The sequence below is a fragment of the Pseudomonas sp. NPDC090233 genome (genome assembly GCF_044772285.1).
Taxonomy (GTDB): domain Bacteria; phylum Pseudomonadota; class Gammaproteobacteria; order Pseudomonadales; family Pseudomonadaceae; genus Aquipseudomonas.
The window spans coordinates 33,086-58,925 of record NZ_JBIVYQ010000012.1; the positions used below are offsets into that span (position 1 = coordinate 33,086).

At 62.1% G+C, this 25,840-nt stretch carries 24 protein-coding genes; 16 read left to right on the forward strand and 8 right to left on the reverse strand.

What is annotated here, in order from left to right:
- Nucleotides 1-46: 46 nt before the first annotated feature.
- Complete coding sequence (locus ACIQUF_RS25035) at nucleotides 47-1,180, forward strand: 2-aminoethylphosphonate--pyruvate transaminase (RefSeq protein ID WP_403136395.1); 1,134 nt, start codon at nucleotides 47-49, stop codon at nucleotides 1,178-1,180.
- 34 nt (nucleotides 1,181-1,214) lie between these two features.
- Nucleotides 1,215-2,042, forward strand: a complete 828-nt coding sequence (gene phnX, locus ACIQUF_RS25040) for a phosphonoacetaldehyde hydrolase (protein ID WP_403136396.1) — start codon at nucleotides 1,215-1,217, stop codon at nucleotides 2,040-2,042.
- A 49-nt stretch (nucleotides 2,043-2,091) separates the two neighbouring features.
- Here phnX and ACIQUF_RS25045 read toward each other — a convergent pair whose 3' ends face one another.
- Complete coding sequence (locus ACIQUF_RS25045) at nucleotides 2,092-2,652, reverse strand: NADPH-dependent FMN reductase (RefSeq protein WP_403136397.1); 561 nt, start codon at nucleotides 2,650-2,652, stop codon at nucleotides 2,092-2,094.
- Nucleotides 2,653-2,810: 158 nt separating this feature from the next.
- On the opposite strand from ACIQUF_RS25045, the gene ACIQUF_RS25050 reads away from it, so the two are divergent.
- Nucleotides 2,811-3,029: a hypothetical protein gene (locus ACIQUF_RS25050; protein ID WP_400804224.1), complete on the forward strand. Its 219-nt coding sequence runs from the start codon at nucleotides 2,811-2,813 to the stop codon at nucleotides 3,027-3,029.
- On the opposite strand, the gene ACIQUF_RS25055 is transcribed toward ACIQUF_RS25050, so the two are convergent.
- The 4 genes from ACIQUF_RS25055 to ACIQUF_RS25070 form a co-directional block, all read right to left on the reverse strand.
- Nucleotides 3,013-5,262, reverse strand: coding sequence for an Orn/Lys/Arg decarboxylase N-terminal domain-containing protein (locus ACIQUF_RS25055; protein WP_403136399.1), 2,250 nt, complete (start codon nucleotides 5,260-5,262; stop codon nucleotides 3,013-3,015). The genes ACIQUF_RS25050 and ACIQUF_RS25055 overlap by 17 nt on opposite strands.
- A 93-nt stretch (nucleotides 5,263-5,355) precedes the next feature.
- Nucleotides 5,356-6,114 (reverse strand): DNA polymerase III subunit epsilon, encoded by a 759-nt coding sequence (gene dnaQ / locus ACIQUF_RS25060; RefSeq protein ID WP_403136400.1) that lies wholly within the window; start codon nucleotides 6,112-6,114, stop codon nucleotides 5,356-5,358.
- A gap of 51 nt (nucleotides 6,115-6,165) precedes the next feature.
- Nucleotides 6,166-6,612, reverse strand: coding sequence for a ribonuclease HI (gene rnhA, locus ACIQUF_RS25065; RefSeq protein WP_403136402.1), 447 nt, complete (start codon nucleotides 6,610-6,612; stop codon nucleotides 6,166-6,168).
- Between the two features lie 13 nt (nucleotides 6,613-6,625).
- Nucleotides 6,626-7,399 (reverse strand): class I SAM-dependent methyltransferase, encoded by a 774-nt coding sequence (locus tag ACIQUF_RS25070; RefSeq protein ID WP_400804219.1) that lies wholly within the window; start codon nucleotides 7,397-7,399, stop codon nucleotides 6,626-6,628.
- An 85-nt stretch (nucleotides 7,400-7,484) separates the two neighbouring features.
- On the opposite strand from ACIQUF_RS25070, the gene gloB reads away from it, so the two are divergent.
- The 11 genes from gloB to ACIQUF_RS25125 all read left to right on the forward strand — a co-directional run bounded on the left by gloB (nucleotide 7,485) and on the right by ACIQUF_RS25125 (nucleotide 19,485).
- Nucleotides 7,485-8,264, forward strand: coding sequence for a hydroxyacylglutathione hydrolase (gene gloB / locus ACIQUF_RS25075; protein ID WP_403136404.1), 780 nt, complete (start codon nucleotides 7,485-7,487; stop codon nucleotides 8,262-8,264).
- A 100-nt stretch (nucleotides 8,265-8,364) separates the two neighbouring features.
- Nucleotides 8,365-9,795, forward strand: a complete 1,431-nt coding sequence (locus tag ACIQUF_RS25080; protein WP_403136405.1) for a transglycosylase SLT domain-containing protein — start codon at nucleotides 8,365-8,367, stop codon at nucleotides 9,793-9,795.
- Nucleotides 9,796-9,915: 120 nt separating this feature from the next.
- Nucleotides 9,916-11,745, forward strand: coding sequence for an extracellular solute-binding protein (locus ACIQUF_RS25085; RefSeq protein WP_403136407.1), 1,830 nt, complete (start codon nucleotides 9,916-9,918; stop codon nucleotides 11,743-11,745).
- A complete protein-coding gene (locus ACIQUF_RS25090; protein WP_403136409.1) occupies nucleotides 11,742-13,577 on the forward strand; it encodes an extracellular solute-binding protein in 1,836 nt (611 codons plus the stop codon). Before ACIQUF_RS25085 ends, ACIQUF_RS25090 begins: the two co-directional genes overlap by 4 nt.
- Nucleotide 13,578: 1 nt before the next feature.
- Nucleotides 13,579-14,652 (forward strand): microcin C ABC transporter permease YejB, encoded by a 1,074-nt coding sequence (locus ACIQUF_RS25095; RefSeq protein WP_400804207.1) that lies wholly within the window; start codon nucleotides 13,579-13,581, stop codon nucleotides 14,650-14,652.
- Nucleotide 14,653: 1 nt separating this feature from the next.
- The gene (locus tag ACIQUF_RS25100; RefSeq protein ID WP_403136411.1) at nucleotides 14,654-15,673 is read left to right on the forward strand and encodes an ABC transporter permease; all 1,020 of its coding nucleotides are present in this window, start codon (nucleotides 14,654-14,656) and stop codon (nucleotides 15,671-15,673) included.
- Between the two features lies 1 nt (nucleotide 15,674).
- A complete protein-coding gene (locus ACIQUF_RS25105) occupies nucleotides 15,675-17,285 on the forward strand; it encodes an ABC transporter ATP-binding protein (RefSeq protein ID WP_403136412.1) in 1,611 nt (536 codons plus the stop codon).
- Between the two features lie 367 nt (nucleotides 17,286-17,652).
- On the forward strand, nucleotides 17,653-17,895 hold the full coding sequence (locus ACIQUF_RS25110) for a hypothetical protein (protein WP_403136414.1): 243 nt from the start codon (nucleotides 17,653-17,655) through the stop codon (nucleotides 17,893-17,895).
- Nucleotides 17,896-18,050: 155 nt separating this feature from the next.
- Complete coding sequence (locus ACIQUF_RS25115; protein ID WP_403136415.1) at nucleotides 18,051-18,317, forward strand: DUF3077 domain-containing protein; 267 nt, start codon at nucleotides 18,051-18,053, stop codon at nucleotides 18,315-18,317.
- A 128-nt stretch (nucleotides 18,318-18,445) separates the two neighbouring features.
- Nucleotides 18,446-18,913, forward strand: coding sequence for a helix-turn-helix domain-containing protein (locus tag ACIQUF_RS25120; RefSeq protein ID WP_403136417.1), 468 nt, complete (start codon nucleotides 18,446-18,448; stop codon nucleotides 18,911-18,913).
- Nucleotides 18,910-19,485 (forward strand): PIN domain-containing protein, encoded by a 576-nt coding sequence (locus ACIQUF_RS25125; RefSeq protein WP_403136418.1) that lies wholly within the window; start codon nucleotides 18,910-18,912, stop codon nucleotides 19,483-19,485. Before ACIQUF_RS25120 ends, ACIQUF_RS25125 begins: the two co-directional genes overlap by 4 nt.
- A gap of 58 nt (nucleotides 19,486-19,543) precedes the next feature.
- Here ACIQUF_RS25125 and ACIQUF_RS25130 read toward each other — a convergent pair whose 3' ends face one another.
- The 3 genes from ACIQUF_RS25130 to ACIQUF_RS25140 form a co-directional block, all read right to left on the reverse strand.
- Nucleotides 19,544-20,260: an SDR family NAD(P)-dependent oxidoreductase gene (locus tag ACIQUF_RS25130; RefSeq protein WP_403136419.1), complete on the reverse strand. Its 717-nt coding sequence runs from the start codon at nucleotides 20,258-20,260 to the stop codon at nucleotides 19,544-19,546.
- A gap of 69 nt (nucleotides 20,261-20,329) precedes the next feature.
- A complete protein-coding gene (locus ACIQUF_RS25135) occupies nucleotides 20,330-22,549 on the reverse strand; it encodes a TonB-dependent receptor (protein WP_403136420.1) in 2,220 nt (739 codons plus the stop codon).
- A 214-nt stretch (nucleotides 22,550-22,763) separates the two neighbouring features.
- Nucleotides 22,764-24,116 carry a spinster family MFS transporter gene (locus ACIQUF_RS25140; RefSeq protein ID WP_403136421.1) on the reverse strand — a complete coding sequence of 451 codons (1,353 nt, stop codon included), beginning with the start codon at nucleotides 24,114-24,116 and terminating at the stop codon, nucleotides 22,764-22,766.
- A 364-nt stretch (nucleotides 24,117-24,480) separates the two neighbouring features.
- On the opposite strand from ACIQUF_RS25140, the gene ACIQUF_RS25145 reads away from it, so the two are divergent.
- Complete coding sequence (locus ACIQUF_RS25145) at nucleotides 24,481-25,440, forward strand: hypothetical protein (RefSeq protein WP_403136423.1); 960 nt, start codon at nucleotides 24,481-24,483, stop codon at nucleotides 25,438-25,440.
- The coding region (locus tag ACIQUF_RS25150) for a toxin VasX (protein WP_403136425.1) at nucleotides 25,437-25,840 on the forward strand (404 nt) is incomplete at its 3' end. The genes ACIQUF_RS25145 and ACIQUF_RS25150, both read left to right, overlap by 4 nt.

Consider the following 25,840-nt stretch of genomic DNA (forward strand, 5'->3'; position numbering starts at 1 on the left):
ACCTAGGCCCCGTAGTTTCAGCCCACCGCTTGCGAGGACTTACGGAATGAGCAACGCCCCGATTCTGCTGACCCCCGGCCCCCTGACCACATCACTCCGCACCCGCCAAGCCATGATGGTGGACTGGGGTTCCTGGGACCGCGACTTCAACCAACTAACCGCCAGCGTCTGCGAACAACTGCTGGCGATCATCGACGGCAACACCAGCCACCACTGCGTGCCCCTGCAAGGCAGCCACCACTGCGTGCCCCTGCAAGGCAGCGGCACCTTCGCCGTGGAAGCTGCCATCGGCACGCTGGTGCCGCGAGACGGCAAGGTTCTGGTATTGATCAACGGCGCCTATGGCCAGCGCCTGGCGAAGATTTGCAAGGTACTGGGCCGCACCTACAGCACCTTCGAAACCGCCGAAGACCAACCGACCACCGCCGCCGATGTCGACCGCCTGCTGGCCGCCGACCCCGCCATCAGCCACGTGGCGCTGATCCACTGCGAAACCAGCACCGGCATCCTCAACCCGCTGCCGGAAATCGCCCAGGTGATCAAGCGCCACGGCAAACGCCTGATCATCGATGCCATGAGTTCATTCGGCGCACTGCCGATCGATGCCCGCGAAGTGCCTTTCGAGGCGCTGATCGCCGCCTCTGGCAAGTGCCTGGAAGGTGTGCCTGGCATGGGCTTCGTGTTCGCCGAGAAATCCGCCCTGGCCGCCGCTGAGGGCAACGCCCACTCGTTGGCCATGGACCTGCACGATCAGCATGCCTACATGGCCAAGACCGGGCAGTGGCGTTTCACCCCACCAACCCACGTGGTCGCCGCCCTGCACGAAGCGCTGCAACAGTACAACGAGGAAGGCGGCCTGCCCGCCCGCCATCGACGTTACGCCGACAACTGCAAGACCCTGCTCGACGGCATGGCCGCCATTGGCTTGCGCAGCTTCCTCCCGGCCGAGATCCAGGCACCGATCATCGTCACCTTCCACGCACCCAACGATGCCCGTTACCAGTTCAAGGAGTTCTACGAGCGGGTCAAGGCCAAGGGCTTCATCCTTTATCCGGGCAAGTTGACCCAGGTCGAAACCTTTCGCGTCGGCTGCATCGGCGTGGTCGGCCCGGACGGTATGCAGGCCGCCGTGAATGCCGTGGCCGACGTGCTGCGGGAAATGGAAGTGCTGGACATCTGACCCTTTGCCCACCCGAATTCAGGAATTAGCGCACATGAACTACAGCAACCCTACCCAGCTGCAAGCCGCCATCCTCGACTGGGCCGGCACCGTTGTCGATTTCGGCTCGTTCGCCCCAACCCAGATTTTCGTCGAGGCCTTCGCCGAATTCGACGTCCAGGTGTCCATCGAAGAAGCCCGCGGCCCGATGGGCATGGGCAAGTGGGACCACATCCGCACCCTGTGCGACGTGCCGGACATCGCCGAGCGCTACCGCAAGGTGTTCGGCCGCACCCCGACCGACGACGACGTCACTGCCATCTACAACCGCTTCATGCCGCTGCAGATCGAAAAGATCGCCGTGCACTCGGCGCTGATCCCAGGCGCCCTGGACACCCTCACCGGCCTGCGCCAGGACGGTTTGAAAATCGGTTCGTGCTCGGGCTACCCGAAGGTGGTGATGGACAAGGTCGTGGAGCTGGCCGCACAGAATGGCTACGTGGCCGACCATGTGGTGGCTACCGACGAAACCCCCAACGGCCGCCCGTGGCCAGCCCAGGCATTGGCCAACGTCATCGCGCTGGGCATCGATGATGTGGCCGCCTGCGTCAAGGTCGACGATACGGTGCCAGGCATCCTCGAAGGCCGCCGTGCCGGCATGTGGACTGTGGCCCTGGTGTGTTCCGGCAACGCGTTGGGCCTGACGTGGGAAGGTTACCAAGGGCTAAGCGCCGAGACGCTGGAGGGCGAACGCAAGCGGATCCATGCAATGTTCGAAAGCTCACGTCCGCACTACCTGATCGACACCATCAACGATCTGCCAGAGGTGATTGCCGATATCAACCGCCGCCTGGCCAAGGGTGAGATGCCGCAGGCCTTCTGACCGGATCGTGCCGGTGCCATCGCCAGCGAACCGGCGATGGCACCGCGACTCACACGGCCCGGTTCAGCTTCACCCAGGAGGCGAACTTGTCGATAAAGCCCTGCAGAAATGGCCGGGTCTTGTCGCTGAGCTTGCCACCCTCGTCGAACAGGCTTGCCGCCCCGCCGAGGTACGCCTCCGGCATCTGCATGCAGGGCATGTCCAGGAACACCAGCGACTGGCGCACCGCGTGGTTGGCACCAAAGCCACCGATAGCCCCCGGCGACACGCTGGCCACGGCCGTCGGCTTGCCGCTCCAGGCACTTTGGCCGTAGGGCCGCGAACCCACGTCGATGGCGTTTTTCAGGCAGCCTGGGACCGAGCGGTTGTATTCCGGAGTCACGAACAGCACCGCATCACTTCGGCGAATCTCATCGCGAAAACGCTGCCAGGGTGCGGGCACGCCCTCGGCCTCGACATCCTCGTTGTACAGCGGCAGGTCGCCGATCTCGACAATCTTCAGGGCAAGGCTGGACGGCGCCAGCTCTGCGAGGGCGCGGGCCACCTTGCGGTTATAGGAGTCCTTGCGCAAGCTGCCGACGACGACCGCTACCGAATACACCTGGCTCATGGCGATTTCCATCCTGTGCTGGGAAAAGAGACTGAATAGTTATAGATGACCGTTCCTCGGCGCCGTGGTTTTTTTTCCCTCGGGCGGAAAACTTCCCGGTACATTTGGCGGTCTATCCACTCAGACATTTCCTACGCAATTCAGAGGTTTTCACCTAAATGGCAGCAGTAATGGTCGGCCAATTCCACGCCCGTGACGCCGAAGGCCGTATCTATCCCGTTCACGAATTCCAGGAATCCACCCTGCAGACCGACGGCAGCACCCTGGGCGCTCCCATCACCACCTACCGCCTGGCCATTGGTGACCGAGTCAACCATTTGGGTGAAGACCGTTTCGAACTGGTGCAGAGCGGCGTCGAGATCATTCGCATTCCTTGACGCAGTCCACCGTGTAGGTGCCGGTCTCGTTCTGCAGGCCATGCACGTCGGCCACGAAGCCCGAGAAGCCACTGTTGAAGGCACGGGCAAAGGCCAGGTAGTCGATAATCGAGCGGGTCGCCTCGGTGAACCGCTCGCCCGGCATGATCAACGGAATGCCGGGTGGATATGGCACCAGCATCACCGCCGCGACGCGGCCGAGCAGTGCCTCGATCGGCACGGCCTCCACTGCCCCCCGCACCATCTGGTCATAGGCCCGCGCCGGGCTCAACGCCGCTTCCGGTAAGCGGCTGAACAAGCGTTTGAGCTGTTTGGCGGTTGCATTCACGCGATAACAGTCATGCAACTGATCACACAAGTCGCGCAAGCCAAGGCCTTGATAGCGCGCCGCATCGACGGCAACGATGCTGGGCAGGCATTGGCTCAACGCGGTATTGCCGTCGTAATGGCGCTTGAACTCCAACAGCTCGGTCAGCAGCGTGCTCCATTTGCCTTTGGTGATGCCCATGGAAAACAGCACCAAGAAGCTGTACAGGCCGGTTTTTTCCACCACCAGCCCACGCTCCCAGAGAAACTTGCTGACCACCGCCGCCGGAATGCCATGCTCGCCCAGCACCCCATCAGCACTGAGCCCTGGCATCACCAGAGTGACCTTGAGCGGGTCGAGCAGCACGTAGTCGTCCGCAACCTCGCCAAAGCCATGCCATTGCGCACCCGGTTGCAGCAGCCAGTCCTGTGCGGCCAGCCGGTGGATGCCCTCGGCCGCTGGCGGCTGCCAGATACTGAACCACCAGTCGTCCGCAGCGATGTGTTCGCGCAGGTTGGCCAGGGCGCGACGAAAACTCAGTGCCTCGTCGAACATTTCCTGCAGCAGCGAGCGCCCGGCCGGGCCTTCCATCATGGTCGACGCCACATCCAATGAGGCGAGGATGCTGTATTGCGGCGAGGTGGAAATATGCATCATGAAGGCTTCGTTGAAGCGGTCACGGTCCAGTTGCCGCTGGGCGCCGTCCTGCACATGAATCATCGACGCCTGGCTGAAGGCCGCCAGCAACTTGTGCGTGGAGTGGGTACTGAACACCAGCGGGCTGTCGTCGGTGCACGCCGTGCCCATCGCATAGCGGCCAGTGAAGAATTCATGAAACGCCGCATAGGCAAACCAGGCCTCGTCGAAGTGGAGCACCTCTGCGCTGCCGCCCAGGGCCTGTTTGATCAGCCCGGCGTGGTAGCACAGGCCGTCGTACGTGGAGTTGGTCACCACCGCCAGCTTGATGTGCGGCTCGTGCCCCTTGGCCAAAGGGTTGGCCTGAATTTTCGCCTGGATCGACTCGGGGCTGAATTCGCTGAGCGGAATCGGCCCGATGATGCCCAGCTCGTTACGCTCCGGGCACAGATAGATGGGAATGGCGCCCGTCATGATGATCGCGTGCACCACTGACTTGTGGCAGTTGCGGTCAACCAGCACCAGGTCGTCGCGCCCGACCATGGCATGCCAGACGATTTTGTTGGCAGTTGAAGTGCCGTTGATGACGAAGAACGTATGGTCGGCGCCGAAGTTGCGCGCAGCGCGTTCTTCAGCCTCGGCCAAAGGGCCGGTGTGGTCGAGCAGCGAGCCCAGCTCCGGCACCGAGACCGACAAGTCCGAGCGCAGCGTGTTTTCGCCAAAAAACTGATGAAAAGCCTGGCCCACCGGGCTTTTGCGGTAGGCCACACCACCGCCATGGCCTGGTGTGTGCCAGGAGTAGTTGGACTGCGCCGTATGTTGCACCAGGGCTTTGAAGAACGGCGGTAGCAGGCCATCAAGGTAATTATGCGCAGCACGTGCCACCTGACGGGCCAGGAACGGGACCGTGTCCTCAAACAGATAGAGAATCCCGCGCAGCTGGTTGAGTTCGCTCATGGCCTCGGCCGGGGCGTTTTCCAGGGTAACCTGCTCACCCAGGGCGAAGATCGGCAGGTTCGGCGCACGCTGGCGGGCCAGGCGAATCAGCTCGGCCATGTTCTGCAGCAGGTGGGTGTTTTCACCGATGCCTTCGGCAGCGATCAGCATGCACGCCAGGCCGTGGTGAGTGGCGGCGACCAGGCGTGCCTCGGCATTGTCTGCGGCGGCGAGGATGGCGAAGCCGTCCTGGCGCAACTCCTCGGCAATCCCGCGCACGCGCTCGCCGGCGACGCTGTCGGCCTTGATGGCGCGGTGGACGATGAGGATGGGGAACTTGAGGTCCTTGTACATCAGGCGGCTACCTCCGCAGGACAGATCGTCACTCTCAGGGTAGTTGAGCTTGATGTGTCAGTGCCCCGCGAAGAGGCCGGCACTAACTATGAATTAACCGGCAGGCGTCTCGGTCAAGGCCTGCCACATCGAAGGCCCACCCGCCGATTTGGCAACCGCCGCCAACCGCTCGGCATGCGCCTCCAGCTCCTCGGCACTGGCCATGATCACCCGCCCAGGCGCACGCCCGGTAATCCGCCGGATCTCACTGCCACCCGCGCCCTGCCCTTCGCTGTCACTGTCTTGCCCATGCCCGGCCAGCGACAGGGTGGTCTGGCCACCGGTCATCGCCAGATAGACGTCGGCCAGCAATTCCGAGTCAAGCAAGGCGCCGTGCAGATCACGGCCTGAGTTGTCGATGTCGTAGCGTTTGCACAACGCATCGAGGCTGTTGCGTTGCCCCGGATGACGGGCACGGGCCAGCAGCAGAGTATCGAGGATGGTGCAGTGCTGCGAGAGGTCGGCGCGGTCACCCTGGCCCAGCAGGGCGAATTCGTTGTTGATGAAACCAACGTCGAACGCCGCGTTATGGATGACCAGCGTGGCGCCCTGGATGAATTCGAAGAACTCCTCGGCCACATCGGCGAAACGCGGTTTGCCGACCAGGAACGCGTCGGTGATGCCGTGGACGTTGATCGCGCCCTCGTCACTCTCGCGGTCGGGCTGCAGATAAACGTGGTAGTGCCGCCCGGTCAGACGCCGGCCAATGACCTCGACGCAGCCGATCTCGATGATCCGGTGGCCTTCGCTGACCGGCATGCCCGTGGTTTCGGTATCGAGAATGACAAAACGCTTATCTTGCTGCTGCTCCACGCGGGGCGCTCCAACTTGCATCAATTACAAAGCCGGGGATTGTACCCCAGCTCAACGCTTGCTGCGCACCTCGTCGACGCCACGGTTGGCCAGCTGGTCGGCGCGCTCGTTGCCGGGGTGGCCGATGTGCCCGCGCACCCATTTCCAGGTGACCTTGTGCCGGTTGACCTGCTCGTCCAGCTGCTGCCACAGGTCGGCGTTCTTCACCGGCTCTTTCGCGGCAGTCTTCCAGCCGCGTTTCTTCCAGTTGACCATCCACTCGTTGATGCCCTTCATCACGTACTGCGAGTCGGTGGTCAGCACCACCTCGCATTCGCGCTTGAGCGCCATCAAACCCTGGATCGCAGCCATCAGTTCCATGCGGTTGTTGGTGGTTTCGCGCTCGCCGCCCCACAGTTCCTTTTCGACGCCCTTGTAGATTAACAGGACGCCCCAGCCGCCAGGGCCGGGATTGCCCTTGCAGGCACCATCGGTATACAGCTCGACGCTATCGCTCATGTACCACTCATGTTCAGTGCTTGTCGGTATCCGGGCTGGCCGCCGTGCGGTTGACCTTGGCCAGTGGCAGCGGCAGCAACTTGCCCATCGGCTCGCGGCGCTCCTGGCGCAGCGGCCTCAGGCCGACCACCATCTTGCGCGCCACCAGCAGGTAAACGCCGCCACCGGAGCTCTGCCAACCGCCGGCCACCCGTTCCCAGCCCGCCAGGCGTTGTTGCCAGGCCGGCGAGGCAAGCGGCGGACGATAGCACCCGAAGCGGCGTTTCTCCAGCGCGAAGCCCAGCAGGTTGAGCCAGTCGCCAACCCGTGACGGCGAGATGCAACGGGCCTTGCGCAGCGCGCCGTGGCTGAAAAAGTGGCGCATGCCCCAACTGCTCCAGGGGTTGATGCCGACGATCAGCAGGTGTCCGCCGGGGCGTACCGCGCTGGCCGCCTCACGCAACAGGCCGTGGGGTGACAGGCTGAAGTCCAGGCCGTGCTGCAGCACCACCACATCGGCGGCGTGCTCGCTCAAGGGCCAGGCCTGCTCTTCGCAAACAATCTCTACCCCCGGCAGCGGCGCGCCCAGGCGCACGTTGCGTTGCACCTGCGGCGCGCTGGGCGGCGCCTCGGCGCAGGGGCCGTAGTGCACAAGATAACCGCCAAAGAAGCGCCCCAGCTCTTCTTCCAGCAGCTTTTCCTCTTCCTTCAACATCAGCTGGCCGAGTGGGCCGTGGAACCACTCACGGGCCAGGCTGATCAGCTCGACCCAATCCGGGTCGGCCTGGGCAAAGGCTTGGTCGGTCATTGCGCTCTCCCTCGAAGGTTCTCGCACCGCGCCATCGCGGCTAAGATGGCCTCATGTGCCACGCTTGGCGATACGGATCCGCACCATGATACAGATCGATGCTCTCTCCGCTTTCTCCGACAACTACATCTGGTTGTTACAGGATACTGCCAAACGCCGCTGCGCGGTGGTCGATCCCGGTGATGCCGGCCCAGTGGAAGCCTGGCTGGCGGCCAACCCCGGCTGGGTGCTGGAGGATATTCTGGTGACCCACCACCACTATGACCACGTCGGCGGTGTCGAGCGGCTCAAGCAATTGACCGGCGCCCGTGTCTGCGGCCCGGCCCACGAGCGCATTCCCAGCCGGGATCTGGCATTGGACGACAACGATAGGGTTACCGTACTGGGCGTTGAATTCCAGGTGCTGGCCGTGCCGGGCCACACCCTGGGACATATCGCCTACTTCAGCGATCAGCCGGCAACACCCGTGCTGTTCAGTGGCGACACGCTATTTGCCGCTGGCTGCGGGCGCATGTTCGAAGGCCAGCCTGAGCAGATGCAGCCTGCTCTCGCCCGCCTGGCAGCACTTCCCGTGCAGACCGAAGTCTATTGCGCCCACGAATACACCTTGAGCAACCTGCGCTTCGCCAAAGCGGTGGAGCCCAGCAATTCAGAGGTTCTACAACGATTTGAAGAAGTTACCCGGTTGCGCAGCGAAAATCGCATCACATTGCCATCAACCATTGGTCTGGAAAGGCTGACCAACCCCTTCCTGCGTACGTCTGAAACATTAGTTAAACAAAAAGCAGACGAATGGAAGGGACATTCAAACGACTCGCAGGTCACTGTTTTTGCTGCTTTGAGGTCTTGGAAGGACACCTTCTGATAACCTCAAGATATATCGCAACCGGTTGTCAACGGTTGACCCAGGCGGGTGCGGTTTCTAGAATCGCCGAAATTTTTTGCCCGGATACCCGTCCCCGCCGATGTCTTCCCGTAGCCGCAGAACCGCTCATTCAGTCGCCCTGACGCGCCTGGCCCAAATCAGTGCGCTGGCGCTGGCCGCCACCCTGGTGGGCTGCCAGAGCACCCGTCAGGTCGACGAATCCGACAGCGTTCGCGCGCACAACTACCAGGCGCGGATCAAGCACAAGCCGGCTCCGCTCGCGATCAAACCTGCCGAGCAAGCGCCGCGGGATGTGTGGGAACGCATGCGCCAGGGCTTCGCCCTGCAAGACAGCATCGACGTAAACCCGCGCATCGAACAACAGCGTCTGTGGTTCGCCAGTAATCCGACGTTCATCGAAAGCGCGGGCGAACGCGGCAGCCTTTATCTGCACTATATCGTCGAGCGCCTCGAAGAGCGCGACATGCCGCTGGAGCTGGCGCTGCTGCCCGCAATCGAAAGCGCCTACAACCCAATGGCATATTCGCGTGCAAGCGCTGCAGGCATGTGGCAATTCATGCCGGCAACCGGCCGCCACTTCAACTTGCGCCAGACCAACTTCTATGACGGGCGCCGCGATGTCACCGCGTCGACCAATGCCGCCCTGGATTACCTCACCCGCCTTCACGACATGTTCAACGGCGACTGGCTGCTGGCCCTGGCAGCCTACAATGCCGGTGAAGGCACGGTCAGCCGGGCCATCGAGCGTAACGAGAAGCTCGGCCTGCCGACCGATTACTGGAACCTGCCGCTGCCGCAGGAAACCCGCGACTACGTGCCCAAGCTCCTGGCCCTGTCGCAGGTGGTTTCGACCCCCGAGGCCTATGGTGTAAACCTCAGCCCAATCGCCAATGAACCTTACTTCGAAGCGGTCGCCATCAATGACCGCCTCGACCTGTCGCGGGTCGCCGCCTTCGCTAACATCGACGAAGACGAGCTGATTCAGCTCAACCCGGCATTCAAGAAACGCATGACCGTGGACGGCCCCAAGCAATTGCTGGTGCCGACCGCCAAGGCGCAACTGCTGTCCGCCAGCCTGTCCAACCTCAAGCCCGAGCAACTGGTCAGCCTGCAACCGAACAAGGCAGTGTTTGCACGCGCTGTAGCCGAGGGCAAGGCGCCGGCAGCCGCGCGCAGCTACCGCATCAAGCGCGGCGACAACCTCAGCACCATCGCCAAGGCCAATCGGGTTTCGGTCAAGGACATCCAGCGCTGGAACAAGCTGCCGGGCAACCGCGTCAAGGCCGGCCAGGTGCTCGCGCTGCGCGGCGGCAAGGCGCCGAGTGCGGCGGGAAATCGGGTTGCTGCCTCGGGCAAACGCTCCACTCAGTACAAGGTGCGTAAAGGCGACTCGCTCTACTTGGTTGCCAAACGTTTCAACGTCGAAATGCAGCACCTCAAACGCTGGAACCCGCGCAGCGGGCATGCACTGAAGCCAGGCCAGACTTTGACCGTCTACCTGTCACATTGATGTGACCCTGGGGCTGTTTTGCAGCCCCATACAATCCCTCCTGACATACCCTTTTTCCAACCCCGCCAAGCTGTTACTGTACCCCGACCAAAGCCCAACGCCTCTGGATCGGATGCCGACTTGATACGTCCCCTCCTGCTGTCACTCAGCCTGGCCTTGAGCTTTCCCGCAGCCGCGATGGTGAGCGAAAGCCACGGATACGCGCAGTTCGGCACGCTCAAGTACCCAGCCACATTCACCCACTTCGACTGGGTCAACCCGCAAGCGCCCAAGGGCGGTACCTTGCGGGCCATGGCATTCGGCACGTTCGACACGCTCAACCCCTATACCTTCAAGGGCACCAGCCCGGTGACCACGCCGAATTTCCTGCAGTACGGCGTCAGCGAGCTGAACGAGACGCTGATGGTCGGCACCGGCCAGTACGACCCCTCAGGCGACGAACCCACGTCCAGTTACGGCCTGATCGCGCGCTCGGTGGAGTACAGCGAAGACCGCAGTTGGGTGGTGTTCAACCTGCGCCCGGAAGCGCGCTGGCATGATGGACAGCCGATTACCTCGGCGGACGTGGCTTTTTCCTACCGCACCTTGCTCAAGGAAGGCCACCCGATCTACCGCACCAACCTGCAGGAAGTGCAGCGCGTCGACATCCTCGGCCCGCTGCGTATCCGCTTCGTCTTCAAACGCGCCGGCAACCCGCTGTTGATCCTGCGCCTGGGCGAAATGCCGGTGCTGCCCAAGCACTACTGGCAAGGCCGGGATTTCCAGGCCACCACCTTCGAGCCGCCACTGGGCAGCGGCCCCTACCGGATCACCCAGGTGCAGCCAGGCCGACGCCTGATCTTCGAGCGAGTGAAGAACTACTGGGGCAAAGACCTGGCGGTAAACCGCGGCAAGTACAATTTCAAGCGCGTCGAGTTCGAGTTCTACCGTGACGCCACGGTGGCGTTCGAAGCTTTCAAGGCTGGCGAGTTCGACATCTACATCGAGCACCAAGCGAAGAACTGGGCCAACGGTTACAACTTCCCGGCCGTACGCCGTGGCGAGGTGATCAAGGCGCAGATCCCGCACCGTATCCCAACCCAGACCCAGGGCCTGTTCATGAACAGCCGGCGCGCCACCTTCAGCGATGCCCGGGTGCGCCAGGCGCTGGGCCTGATGCTCGACTTCGAGTGGACCAACCGCGCCCTGTTCAGCGACGCCTACCGCCGCTCGACCAGCTATTACCCCAACAGCGAGTTCGCAGCCAGCGGCCTGCCCACTGGCAAGGAGTGGTTGCTGCTGGCGCCGTTCCGCGATCAGCTGCCGGAAAAACTGTTCACCCAGCCCTACCATGTCAGCCACACCGATGGCCGCGGTATCAGCCGCCAGACCCTGCGCCAGGCACTGGCCCTGCTCGGCCAGGCCGGCTGGAAGCTCGACGGCCAGCGTCTGGTGGACAAGAAAGGCCAGCAGTTACGCATGGAACTGCTGCTGGTGAACCCTAACCTCGAACGCATCCTGCAACCTTATGTCGAAAATCTGGCCAGCATCGGTATCGACGCCCACTTGCGTACCGTCGACCGCGCCCAGTACAAACAACGCCTGGACCAGTTCGACTTCGACATGATCCTGATGACCCTGAACCAGACCCTGAGCCCCGGCCTCGAACAGTGGCTGTACTTCCATTCCAGCCAGGCCGCGACCAAGGGCAGCAAGAACTATGCTGGGGTCAAGGACCCGGTGGTCGACCACCTGCTCGACACCTTGCTCGCCGCGCGCACCCGCGACGATCAGGTCGCCGCCGCCCGCGCCCTGGACCGCGTGCTTTCCTGGCAGTACTACATGATCCCCAACTGGTATCTCGACAATCACCGCCTGGCCTACCGCAACCGGTTCGGCTTCGTCACCACGCCGCCCTACACCCTCGGGCTGAACAGCTGGTGGCTCAAGACTTCGGAGAAAGCCCAATGATGCCCAGCAACCGCCTGCGCCAGCTGGCAGGCAGCCTGTTGCTCGCCTGCCTGAGCCTGCCGGCCCTGGCCGCGCCGCAACACGCGCTGACCCTCTACGATGAGCCGCCGAAATACCCGGCCAACTTCAAGCACTTCGACTTCGTCAACCCCGACGCGCCCAAGGGCGGCACCTTCCGCCAGTCCAGCTTCGGCAGCTTCGACAGCCTCAACCCGTTCATCAACAAGGGCGTGTCGGCCGACAACCTCAGCATCATCTACGACACCTTGATGCGTCAGAGCCTGGACGAGCCGTTCACCGAGTACGGCCTGGTCGCCGGCAAGATCGAAAAGGCCCCCGACAACAGCTGGGTACGCTTCTACCTGCGCCCCGAGGCGCGCTTCCATGACGGCCACCCGATGCGCGCCGAGGACGTGGTGTTCACCTTCAACGCGCTGATCAAGGACGGTGCGCCGTTGTACCGCCAGTACTACAGCGACGTCGCCGAAGTCGTGGCAGAAGACCCGCTCAAGGTGCTGTTCAAGTTCAAGCACACCAACAACCGCGAACTGCCCTTGATCCTCGGCCAGCTGCCGGTGCTGCCCAAGCACTGGTACGAGACCCGCGAGTTCACCCGCGGCAACCTCGAGCTGCCGCTGGGCAGTGGCCCGTACAAGGTCGCCGAGGTCAAGGCCGGGCGCTCGATCCGCTACGAGCGGGTCAAGGACTACTGGGCCAAGGACCTGCCGATCAACCGCGGCTTCTACAACTTCGACGCCATGACCTACGACGTCTACCGCGACAACAACGTAGCGCTGGAAGCACTGAAAGCCGGTGCCTTCGACTACGAACTGGAGATGAGCGCGAAAAACTGGGCCACCGCTTACAACACCCCGGCCGTGCGCGATGGCCGCCTGATCAAGGAGGAAATCCCCAACGGCAACCCGGTCGGGATGCAAGGCTTTATCTTCAACCTGCGCAAGCCCGTGTTCCAGGACATCCGCGTACGCAAGGCACTCAGCCTGCTGTTCGACTTCGAATGGACCAACAAGCAGCTGTTCAACGGCGCCTACATTCGCACCGATAGCTACTTCGAGAACTCCGAAATGGCCGCCAGCGGCCTGCCCTCGCCTGCCGAGCTGAAGATTCTCGAACCGCTGCGCGGCAAGGTCCCTGAGCAAGTATTCACTGAAGCCTTCGCCAACCCGGTCAGCGATGGCAGCGGCATGATCCGCGAGCAACAGCGCCAGGCCTACAAGCTGCTGCAGGAAGCCGGCTGGAAGATCGTCGACGACAAGATGGTCGACAAGGATGGCAAGCCCGTGAGCATCGAATTCCTGCTCGCGCAAACCCAGTTCGAACGCGTGCTGCTGCCGTTCAAGCGCAATCTTGCCGATTTGGGCATAGGCTTCCAGATCCGCCGCGTGGACGTCTCGCAATACATCAACCGCCTGCGCTCGCGCGACTTCGACATGATCGTCGGCGGCTACCCGCAATCCAATTCGCCCGGCAACGAACAGCGCGAGTTCTGGTCCAGCGCCGCCGCCGACAACCCCGGTAGCCGCAACTTCATCGGCCTGCGCGACCCGGCCATCGATCAATTGGTGGAAGCGCTGATCAACGCCGACTCGCGCCAGAGCCTGGTCGAGCACTGCCGCGCCCTCGACCGCGTGCTGCAATGGGGCTACTACGTGGTGCCGAACTGGCACATCAAGACCAACCGCGTGGCCTACTGGAACCACATCGGCCACCCCAAAGTGTCGCCCAAGTACGACGTCGGCATCGACACCTGGTGGATCAAACCCGACGTCACGCCTGCCGTGACCGAAGCCGCCGTGCAAGAGGCCAACTGACATGCTGGCCTACATCCTGCGCCGCCTGCTGCTGATCATCCCGACCCTGTTCGGCATCCTGGTGATCAACTTCCTCATCGTCCAGGCTGCCCCCGGCGGCCCGGTCGAGCAGATGATCGCCAAGCTCGAAGGCTTCGAAGGCGCCACCAGCCGCATTGCCGGCGGCGGCGCCGAAGTGTCCGTGGCCGGTTCCAACTACCGTGGCGCGCAAGGCCTGGACCCAGCGCTGATCGCTGAAATCGAGCGCATGTACGGCTTCGACAAATCGCCCCCCGAGCGCCTGTGGATCATGGTCAAGAACTACGCCCAGCTGGACTTCGGCGAAAGCTTCTTCCGCGATGCCAAGGTCATCGACCTGATCGCCGAGAAGCTGCCGGTGTCGATCTCGCTGGGGCTGTGGAGCACGCTGATCATGTACCTGGTGTCGATCCCGCTGGGAATCGCCAAAGCTGTGCGCCACGGCAGCCATTTCGATGTCTGGACCAGCTCGGCGATCATCGTCGGCTACGCCATCCCCGCGTTCCTGTTCGCCATTCTGCTGATCGTACTGTTCGCTGGCGGCAGCTACTTCGACTGGTTCCCGCTGCGCGGCCTGACCTCGAACAACTTCGACGAGCTGTCCACCACCGGCAAGGTGCTCGATTACTTCTGGCACCTGGTGCTGCCGATTACCGCGCTGGTGATCGGCAACTTCGCCACCATGACCCTGCTGACCAAGAACAGCTTCCTCGACGAGATCAACAAGCAGTACGTGGTCACCGCCAAGGCCAAAGGCCTGAGCCGCCCGCGCGTGCTGTACGGCCACGTGTTCCGCAACGCCATGCTGCTGGTGATCGCCGGCTTCCCGTCGGCGTTCATCGGCATCTTCTTCACCGGCTCCCTGCTGATCGAGGTGATCTTCTCCCTCGACGGCCTGGGCCTGATGAGCTTCGAAGCGGCGATCAACCGCGACTACCCGGTGGTGTTCGGCACCCTGTTCATCTTCACCCTGCTGGGGCTGGTGGTGAAACTGATCGGCGACCTCACCTACACCTTGGTCGATCCGCGCATCGACTTCGCCAGCCGGGAGCACTGACATGGCCTTGTCCCCTCTCAACCGCCGGCGCTTCGAGCGCTTCAAGGCCAACCGGCGTGGCTGGTGGTCGCTGTGGCTGTTCCTCATTCTGTTCGGCCTGAGCCTGGGCGCCGAGCTGATCGCCAACGACAAGCCGATAGCCGTGCGCTACGACGGCGAGTGGTATTTCCCGGCCTTCAAGCGCTACCCGGAAACCACCTTCGGCGGCGAGTTTCCGCTGGAAGCCAACTATAAAAGCCCCTACATCCGCGAATTGCTGGCCAAAAAAGACAGCTTCGTGCTGTGGGCACCGATCCCGTTCAGCTACCAGAGCATCAACTACGACCTAAGCGTGCCCGCCCCGGCACCGCCCTCGGCGGACAACCTGCTGGGCACCGACGACCAGGGCCGCGACGTACTGGCGCGGGTGATCTACGGCTTCCGCATTTCTGTGCTGTTCGCCCTGACCCTGACCATCCTCAGCTCCATCATCGGCGTCATCGCCGGAGCCTTGCAGGGCTTTTACGGCGGCTGGGTCGACCTGGCCGGACAGCGCTTCCTGGAGATCTGGTCGGGCCTGCCGGTGTTGTACCTGCTGATCATCCTCGCCAGCTTCGTGCAGCCCAATTTCTGGTGGCTGCTGGGCATCATGCTGCTGTTCTCGTGGATGAGCCTGGTGGACGTGGTGCGCGCCGAGTTCCTGCGTGGGCGCAACCTCGAATACGTGCGCGCCGCCCGCGCGCTGGGCATGCGCAATGGCGCGATCATGTACCGGCACATCCTGCCCAACGCGATGATCTCGACCATGACCTTCATGCCGTTCATCCTCACCGGCGCCATCGGCACCCTCACAGCCCTCGACTTCCTCGGCTTCGGCCTGCCCCCCGGCGCGCCGTCGCTGGGCGAGCTGGTCGCCCAGGGCAAGTCCAACCTGCAGGCGCCTTGGCTGGGCATCAGCGCCTTCGCCGTGCTGGCGATCATGCTGAGCCTGCTGGTATTCATCGGCGAATCCGCCCGCGATGCCTTCGACCCGAGGAAGTGAAATGAGTGAACAGAACCTGATCGAAGTGCGCGACCTGGCGGTGGAATTCGTTACCGGCGACCAGGTCAACCGCGTGGTCGACGGCATCAGCTTCGACATCCGCAAGGGCGAGACCCTGGCCCTGGTCGGCGAAAGCGGCTCGGGCAAGTCCGTCACCGCCCACTCGATCCTGCGCCTGCTGCCCTACCCGCTCGCGCGCCACCCCAGCGGCAGCATCGGCTACGAAGGCAAGGACCTGCTGCAGCAAGGCGAAAAGGCCATGCAGCGAATTCGCGGCAACCGCATTGCGATGATCTTCCAGGAGCCGATGACCTCGCTGAACCCCTTGCATTGCATCGAGAAGCAGATCAACGAGATCCTGCTGATTCACAAAGGCCTCACCGGCAAGCAAGCCACGGCGCGCACGCTGGAGTTGCTGGAGCTGGTCGGCATCCCCGAGCCGCGCAAACGCCTCAAGGCCCTGCCCCATGAGCTGTCCGGCGGCCAGCGGCAGCGGGTGATGATCGCCATGGCGCTGGCCAACGAGCCGGAGCTGTTGATTGCCGATGAGCCGACCACGGCGCTCGACGTGACCGTGCAGTTGAAGATTCTCGACCTGCTCAAGGAGCTGCAATCGCGCCTGGGCATGGCACTGCTGTTGATCAGCCACGACCTGAATCTGGTGCGGCGGATTGCGCACCGGGTGTGCGTGATGCAACGCGGCAAGATTGTCGAAGAAGCAGATTGCGCCACCCTGTTCAGCGCGCCTCAGCATCACTACACGCAGATGCTGATCAATGCCGAGCCTAGCGGCGGGCCTGCACATAACCCCGTCGGCGCGCCGCTGCTGGAAGTGAACGACCTGAAGGTTTGGTTCCCGATCAAGAAAGGCTTGCTGCGGCGTACGGTTGACCATGTGAAGGCGGTCGACGGGATCAATTTCAGCCTGCCGCAGGGGCAGACGCTGGGGATCGTGGGTGAGTCCGGGTCGGGCAAATCCACGCTCGGCCTGGCGATCTTGCGCCTGATTTCAAGCCAGGGTGGCATCCGTTTCCATGGGCAATCACTCGAAGGCCTGAACCAGAAAGAAGTGCGGCCGTTGCGCCGGGAAATGCAGGTGGTGTTCCAGGACCCATTCGGCAGCCTGAGTCCACGGATGTGCGTGGCCGATATCGTTGGCGAGGGGCTGCGGATACATAAGATCGGCACGCCCGCCGAGCAGGAAGCGGCCATTATTGCGGCGTTGGAGGAAGTCGGGTTGGACCCGCGCACTCGGCACCGGTACCCGCACGAGTTCTCCGGTGGGCAGCGCCAGCGTATCGCCATTGCTCGGGCATTGGTGTTGAAACCGGCCTTGATCTTGCTGGATGAACCAACCTCAGCGCTGGATCGCACGGTGCAACGGCAGGTGGTGGAGTTGCTGCGCAATTTGCAGCAGAAATACAACCTCACCTACCTGTTCATCAGCCATGACCTGGCGGTGGTCAAGGCGCTGAGCCACCAACTGATGGTGATCAAGCACGGGCATGTGGTCGAGCAAGGCGATGCACAGATGATCTTCCACGAGCCGCAGCATCCCTACACTCGCCAGCTACTCGAAGCCGCGTTTCTGAAAGTTGACGCAGTTCAATGATCAACACAGGCCCCTGTGGGAGCGGGCTTGCCCCGCGAACACGGGCGAAGCCCGTGCCATCCACCGCCTGAAAAAATCAGACTTCACCCCTTCCTTGTAGTCCATTTCCCAAAGATACTCTTGCCGCCTATTTTCCGTTGCGGCTGCTCAAGTAGCCCACTAGTCTCGGCAAGTCGCTGAACACAGCGATCGGCTTTGACAGGCCGCCACGGTACATAGTTATCAGCTCGTCTTTATGGCAGCTGTGCGTGGGGCACGCTTGCGTGCGCCGGAACTTACTATGTCCGCCGGTCTGTCAACCCACGTACAGCTGCCACCCTTCTGTTTGACAGCAGTCAGGTGACCGCACCTCTAAAAGGACGTAGTCATGCTGAAGATTGTTCCCGATCCACCCCACAACCGCCACTCCCTCGAAGACACCCTCATCCAGGCCACCGAGTACGCCCTGTGCGCACAAACCGTGACGCAACAGGCAATCGCGCTGCAGCCCCGAACACCGGCCTCTGTGCTAATGCTGGCCTCCATGCATGAGCTTGAAACATTACGCGTGCTGCTTGAGTCGGCGTTGATTCAGATCCAGATGCCTGCGGAGCCGCGCATGCGGCACTAGGCCTTGGCCGTGTGGTGCCTGTCCGGGCCTCATCGCGGATGAAATCCGCTCCTACAGGCACCCCGCAATGCCCAGGAAATATGCAATTCCCGTAGGAGCGGATTCATCCGCGATGAGGCCCGGACAGGCGACAGCAATTTCAGGGAGATCAAGCAATGCCCACAGACACCCCAACCATCAAAACCACCGCCGGCAAAACCAAGTTCTACCAAGGTGAAAACAAACAACCACTGTTCTGCATCGAACCCGGCATCCCCTGCCAGGAAGCTCGCGATCAAGCCTCGGAGCTGATGGGCTGCGTACGCGACCTGACCATCGCCGGCCTGATGGACGACAACCCACAACTGATCTGGGCCACTTACTACCTGAGTGCTTTGGCCAAGGCGCTGATGGATGACGCTGAATTGGGAATGAAGCACTGAGGCAGGGACTACACCGGCACAGTGCGCGTTTCGTTTATTGCGATTTTCGAATATTTCGAATATAACTCCAATCCAAGGCTGAAAATCAGCCGCAACGCCTCACATTGGATATCGCTCAGGAGATGCAAATGACCACCACCGACCTCTCACGCAAGCTGCTTCCCGACGAGAAGGAAATTGCTGTGGCTGTCGAATCAAGCCGCACACTCGCCGCCTTTCTCTCAACCAAATCAGAAACGCAACGGATTGAGCTGCTGAGTGAAGAAAACCAGCGCCAGGTCGTTGAGGTCCCGACATTTGCGCTTCGCCTGTTCGGCGAAATTCTCAGCGAGCTGGCGCTGGGAAATTCGGTAAAGGTCGTTCCCATTCATGCAGAGCTAACCACCCAGGAAGCTGCCGACTTGCTTAACGTATCACGCCCGCATTTGGTCAAATTACTCGACGAAGCTGTCATCCCACACACCAAGACTGGCCGCCATCGTCGGGTTAAGTTCTCTGATTTGGTCGCCTACAAGGACAAACGTGACGAGGTCAGTCGCTCCGCAATGGACGCTCTGGCTGCTCAGGCACAGGAGCTGAGGATGGGGTACGAATGAAGCACTCGCCCTTTACTGCCTTCTACGACGCGAACGTTCTCTACCCCGCCCCTTTGCGTGATCTCCTGATGCATCTTGCCCTGACCGGCGTGTACCGCGCACGCTGGTCAACAAGGATCCATGATGAATGGAAACGCAATTTACTTCTCAATCGCCCAGACCTTACCCGTGAACACCTGGACCGCACGTCAGGACTCATGGACACCGCAGTCCCGGACGCGCTCGTCACGGACTATGAGCTGCTGATCGATGGGCTAGATCTGCCGGATGAGGATGACCGTCATGTCCTCGCTGCTGCAATCAAGTGCAACGCATCAGTGATTGTCACATTCAATCTCAAGGACTTTCCCCAGGCCGTACTGGATAAATTCGATATCGAACCCCTTCATCCTGACGACTTCATCGCCGACCTGTGGGATCTGGACAAAGCGGCAGTGCTTGAGGCTGCCCAGCGGCAACGGGTATCGTTGAAAGCCCCACCTCACAGCGTGCAGGAGTATCTGGATACGCTGCTCCAACAGAAGCTGCCTGAGTCTGTAAAACTGCTGTCGGCGTTTAAATTTCTCATCTGATTTTCTCGGTCCGAAGCCCAGCGACTGCTAATGCCGCCGCTCGAGCTGCACCTATTCATCAGAAGCGGTCATCGCCAATCGCCGGCATGACCAGTTCACGCACAAACGAAGCATCCGACAGATGCAACAGCGCATCGACCATGGTCACCACATCGTGCACGGGCACCAACCGGCCGCCTCCGCGCTGAGCAGCGTCCTGCAGCGGCGTGGACAGCGGATCATCCGTGTTCAGGTAGCCAAGGTGCAGCACGGTCACGGCCAGCTTTTGGTGCCTGAACCCTTCTCTTAGCGCATCGGCCATGCCATTGAGGGCAAACTTGGAGGCACCGAATGTCACCTCTGGGCGCCCGCTCTGTCGCAGGGCCGAGGTGGAACCGGTTAGGATGAGTTGCGGCCTGGATGAGGTGAGCAGTTTGGGAACCAGGCGTTTGAGCAGCAAGAGGGTTGCCGTGATATTTACATCGACCAGCTTTCTGATCGATGCATCGCTATCGTCGAGAAAGCTGTACTGCTCGCTGAACGCCTGTTCTTCCCAGATGCCAACGTTGTAGATCAGCACATCGAGGTCGTCAGGCGTCTGTGCCGCGATCTGTTCGACGGCGGCAACAGGCTCGCCAAGGTCTGCCTCGATCCAGTTGAGACTTGTCCCTGGCACAAGCGTCAGGCCCTTCGGCTGCGACCGCGACACCCCTATCAAGCGATCCCCTGGCTTGCCAAGCCCCTCGATCAGCGCACGGCCCAACCCTCTGCTGCCACCGACTACCATCGTCTTCATGCTGTCGTCTTCCTTGTGAGATGAGACGACAGCCTAGAACCTCAGGTTAACTTGAGGTCAATCCCTGGATCAGAAATCGATCGTGCCCGAGAACTTCACCAGGCGTGGATCGCCTTGGGTCATGTAGCCGCCGTTGGCCGAGGCCCAGTAGTTCTTGTCAGTGAGGTTTTCCACGTTCACACGCAGCGTCAGGTCTTTATCAGAGACCTTCAGCTTGTAGCGCGCGCCGGCATCGAAGCGGTTCCAGGTCGGCAGGCTGAGGTTGTTGGCGGCATCGACGTACTGGCCACCGGTACGCAGCATGCGGGCGTTGAGCGCCAGGCCTGGCACGCCGGGTACATCCCAATCGACACTGGCATTGAGCTGGAAGGTCGGTACGCCAATGGCGTGGTTGCCGTCGTTGGTGCCGTTCAAAGTCTTCTTCTGCTCGGACGTCATGCGGGTACCGCCCGCCATCAGGCGCAGGCCCTCAATTGGCTCGCCGAAGACGCTCAGCTCGATACCTTTGTTGACCTGTTCGCCGTCGCGGATGTACGTAACGCCCTCGGTGTAGCCATCCGATGGTTTCTCGATGCGGAATACCGCAAGGTTTGCGCCGTAGGTCTGCTTGTCGAGCTTGATGCCCGCTTCAAGTTGCTTGGTGCGGCCAGGCGGGAACATCTGACCAGCGTTCACGGTATTGGCCGGCGCGGTCGGGCCTTGAGCCAGGCCTTCGATACGGTTGGCGTACAGCGAGATGCTGTCGGTCGCCTTGAACACGATGCCGTAGACCGGCGTGGTCACGCTCTTCTCATAGGGGTCGCCATTGCGGCTGCCATCCTTGGAAGGGTTGGTGGCGCTGTTGGGTGTTGTGCCGTCGTAGAAGTAGTTCTCGACGCGCAGCTGTTGGCGGCGTACGCCATAGGTCAGCAGCAGGCGGTCATCGAAGATACCGACGGTATCGGAGATGGCGATGCTGCGGTTACGGACCTTGCCGGTTACACCCGGGTCGCCCATCTCCCCCCCAGTAAGGCTGACGTCGGTCGGCCGGGGCAGCGGAGTGGGGTTGTAGATGTTGGTATTGCCAGCTGTGGAGCGATAGAACGTGTAGGCATTTTCTGCCTGGGTCCACAGGGTATTGGCGCCCACCGCGATCTGGTGGCTGAGCGGGCCGGTCTGCAGGCGACCATTGAGGCCTGCGCTGAAGCTGGTGTTGTCTTCGCCGTGAACGATGTCCGAGCCGGAGAGTGTGGCCAGGCCGCTATTGCCGACCAGCACCGGCGTGCCGTAGGTGCCGTGCTCACGGGTGTGGCGCGCACCGCCGGCCAGGTAGGCGGTCCAGCTTTCATTCAGGTCCCATTCGCCACGGATCATGCCGAAGGTGTCTTCCGACTCACTGTAGGTCCAGTCCTGGCCGTAGTTGCGGCTGGCATCCGGAGCAGTCGGTACCTTTGTCGTGGCATTTCCGGGATTGGCAACAGTGGCTACGCCAGGACGCACAGAGTTGCGCAGGTGATTGATGCGCTGCTTCTGGTAGCCGAAGTCGGTGGAGACGCGGAAGTCGTCGCCACGGTAGTCCAGGCCCGCAACGAACAGCTTGGTGCGCTGATCCTGATCATCGACAGCGGTTTCGCCTTCACGCTGGCTAAGGTTCAGCCGCGCGCCAAAGCGGTTGTCTTCGCCGAAGCGCTGGCCAATATCCAGGTGCTCGCCGATACGCCCATCAGAGCTGATGTCCTGGGTGTAGCGGCGGGTCGGCACGTCACCGGCACGCTTGGGTTGCAGGTTGACGTTGCCGCCCAGGCCAGTACCCGTCGGGCTCACGCCGTTGAGGAAGGCATTCGGCCCTTTGAACACTTCGACACGCTCCACCCCGTCGGTGGACATGATCTGACGCGGCAGAATGCCGTACAGGCCATTGAACGCAATATCGTCCCCAGCCAGCGGCAGGCCACGAATCACGAAGACCTTGGACTGGTTACCGAAACCGTACGATTCGCGCACAGACGGGTCATTGGCCAGCACGTCGCCGATGTCCTCGGCTTGCTGGTCCTCGATCAGCTTGGAGGTGTAGCTGGTCATGGTGAAGGGGACGTCCATGTTGTCCTGGTTGCCCAGCACGCCCATCTGCCCGCCACGCGCAACCTGGCCACCGGCGAATGCCTCGGGCAGCGCGTTGCGTTGGGGTTTGATGGCGTCGGCGTTGACGTCGGTCGCCTCCAGCTGGATCGGTTCGGCTGCATGTGCCATCAAGGTTACGGAACAGCAGAGCGCCAGCAAGGCTGGGCGTGACGGAAAGCGGGACGCCATAATACGGATCCTGGACAGGGAATGGAGGTAAGCGCGAGGGCGCAAATGGTAATGCTTCCCATATCCAAACATCAACCTGCAATGAGGCTAATTGCCATCTGGCGGACAAGCGGCGTGTTTGAGCCTTCGCAGGGCCAGCACGCTAGGAATTTCGGGGCGCTGGGTCTTGTAACCATGTGCTCTGTTGGGGGAAGGTACTCCCCCAACCCTATCTTCAAGCCCCCGCGACTTGGCCCCCCGTCACTTCGCTATCAGCCACCATCCCCTCACGCATCCGCTGCGCATCGCGGCTGAAGCACCGCGACGCCGCCAACAGAAACACCATGGTCAGCATCAGCGCCACGGGTATCAGGTACATCGCGTCATGCAGCCCTTCGGCCTTGAATGCCTCGTTCATCACCACCTCCCCCGCCGCATCCATCGCCGCCACGGCAAAGTGGTCCGACAGCCCGCCGACCACCACCGGCCCCAATCCACCACCGAGCAGGTACAGCCCGGCGAAGTACAGCGCCATGGCCGTGGCCCGCAGGCGCGGCTGCACCACGTCCTGGATGGCGGTATACACACAGGTGTAGAAGTTGTATGAGAACAGCCAGCCCACACCGAACACGGCCACGAACAGGCCCAGCTCGATGCGCCCCGCGTGCAACGCCCAAGCAGTTGCCATCGTCGCGACCAGCATGCTGATCACCGCGAACATCAGCCGGCCGTTGGCGAAGCGCTGATGCACCTTGTCAGCCACCCAGCCGCCGAGGGTCAGGCCCACCAGGCCGGTGAGGCCGACGATCATCCCGGTGGCCACCGCAGCCTGTTGCAGTTGCAACTCGAAGTAGCGCTGCAGCATCGGCACCATGAACGAGTTACACGCGTACGAGGCGAAGTTGAAGGTCAGCCCGGCCAGTACCAACCAGGCGAAGGTGGGCACGCTCAGGACCCGGCGCAGCGGGCGGTCCACTGGCGCCTGGGAGATCGCCACGGTTTCCGCAGCGCCGCGTGCAGGTTCGCGGATCAGGAACAGGAACAGTGCCAACAGCACACCCGGCACGGCGGCGATGAAGAATGGCGCACGCCAGCTGCCGAACGCCTGCACCATCGCGCCGATGGTAAAGAAGGCCAACAACAGCCCCAACGGCAAACCGAGCATGAAGATGCCCATCGCCCTCGCCCGCCGCTCGGCCGGAAACAGGTCGCCGATCAGCGAGTTGGCGGCGGGCGCGTAACTGGCCTCGCCAATGCCCACGCCCATGCGCACCAGCAGAAAGCTCCAGAAGCTGCCGACCATGCCGTTGACCGCCGTCAGCCCGCTCCAGGCCATCAGGCCCCAGCCCATCAGCCGGTTGCGTGAGCCGGTGTCGGCCATGCGTGCCAATGGCAAGCCGGCGATGGCGTAGACCAGGGTGAAGGCAGTGCCGATCAGGCCGATCTGGAAGTCGCTCAGGTGCCACTCCAGGCGGATCGGTTCGATGATGATGGCGGGGATGGTGCGGTCGAAGAAGTTGAACAGATTAGCCAGGAACAGCAGAAACAGGATGCGCCAGGCGTTGTTCGCTTGGGTTGCGGTCGACATAGTCGGGTCCCTCGTTATTTTTGTTCGGGGCTTCCAGCACGCCACACGAAATCTAGAGGGTGATCGTGGACACGTCTGCCAACATAAACCGCACTGATGGTCGGTAATGAATCGAGGCTGCCAGGTCATTCATGAGAGCCCCACCCCCCAGTGGGAGCGGCTTCAGCCGCGAACACCGGCGCAGCCGGTGCCATCCTCAACGGTGCGCCCAAGTCATGACGAAACTTCCTACAACCCTTTAGGAAAGCATCAACTCCCCAGCGAATCGCTTCCTCGTTAGTGTTCAGGTCCTCGCTCGCCTGGTCGCCAACCACTTTGTTCTGGCTGACCGGCGCCGCCATTCATTGGTAGACAGGGACTTCTCATGACAAACCCGTCCGATCCGGATCATGACTCCACGCCGCTTGCCCCTAGCGCGAGTGGACTGCCTGGACCCGCAGAAAACCTGTTCCTGCTCATTAACCCCATGGGTGACTGCAAAGAAGACCATCCACTGAGTATGGCATCGCTGACCGAAGCGCTCGGTAGCGAAGCCATCATTCGCGTTACTCGCGACGATCTCGCTTTTCCGCATTTTTGGCCAGCCCTCGTCCAGTTCCCCGCTGACGACGCCACGGCGGCAGATCTACTTAGGCTTTCCCAAGCCTACGCATCTCGTGAGATGGCAGCCAGAACGCACTACGTCTGTGGCTGGCTGAGCAGTGAACAGCCCGGCGCGATCATCGGCCAGCACATCACCCTGCTGTGCCAGGCATTACGCCCTGCGGATAAAGCGACCGCGGTGCCCTGGTTCGAACCCGTGCGTGTGGCGCTGCTGCGCGCGGCAATGAAAGACGCAGGCAAGCTCCTCGGGCCAATACGGTCCTGGTTTCATCCCGGAGTCGACGGCGGGATCGCGCAGTTCAAGGGCAGTCCTTCGACGAGTGAGCTTGGCGTGCCGGAAGTCGCCAGGCAGGTTCAGCAGTTGGCCCCGCATGTTTCCCACTTTCTAGCGGCGTGGCGTGAGTTGAACAGGTCGGCAAAAGCCTATGCCCCCTGGCGCTGGTCAGGGCCTACCGGGCTGCCCGATGAGGCGCCAACCCACGCCTGGAACCTCATCCGCGATGCTCACCAGTATGGGCTGCGCGATTACGCGGACATCCACTGTTTGAACCTGCATAGGGTGATGCTCCACCCGCTGCTGCTTCGCCATCCAGAGATTCAGAAGGATGTCGCGCAGGCAGTTGCGGGCAATCAGGGGCTGACAGCTCGGTTTGCCGCGTATGACGACCCTGCCTGGTCGCGAATCGTTGCCGAACTGCCACAGGCAAGGAGCTATTCATGAGCATCAGCAACGCCATCGACCTCGCCACGCGCCAGGCCATCCCCAATCCACAGCTGACCTGCAACACCTGTCGCCGCAGCGGCCTGTCCATTCTGCTGTTGCGCACCGCCTACGCGCCGCACCCGCGCAAGATCCAGTCCTACCGCCTGGCCGTCGACAGCGAAATCACTCACCTGCCCATGCGCACCGACCAGTTACGCACTCTGCGCCAGGGCTACGTCTACGTCCTGCTCGACCAGCAGGTCTGGCAGGCCTACCAGGTCACGCCTGAAGGCGCACTGCGCCAGTTCTCGCCGCTACAACCGCCGCTGGCACCGGGCAAACCGCTGCCCGAGCATTGCGCCACGCAGTGTCACGACGTGATCGCCGCCTTCATCAACATCAACACCCTGCTCTACAG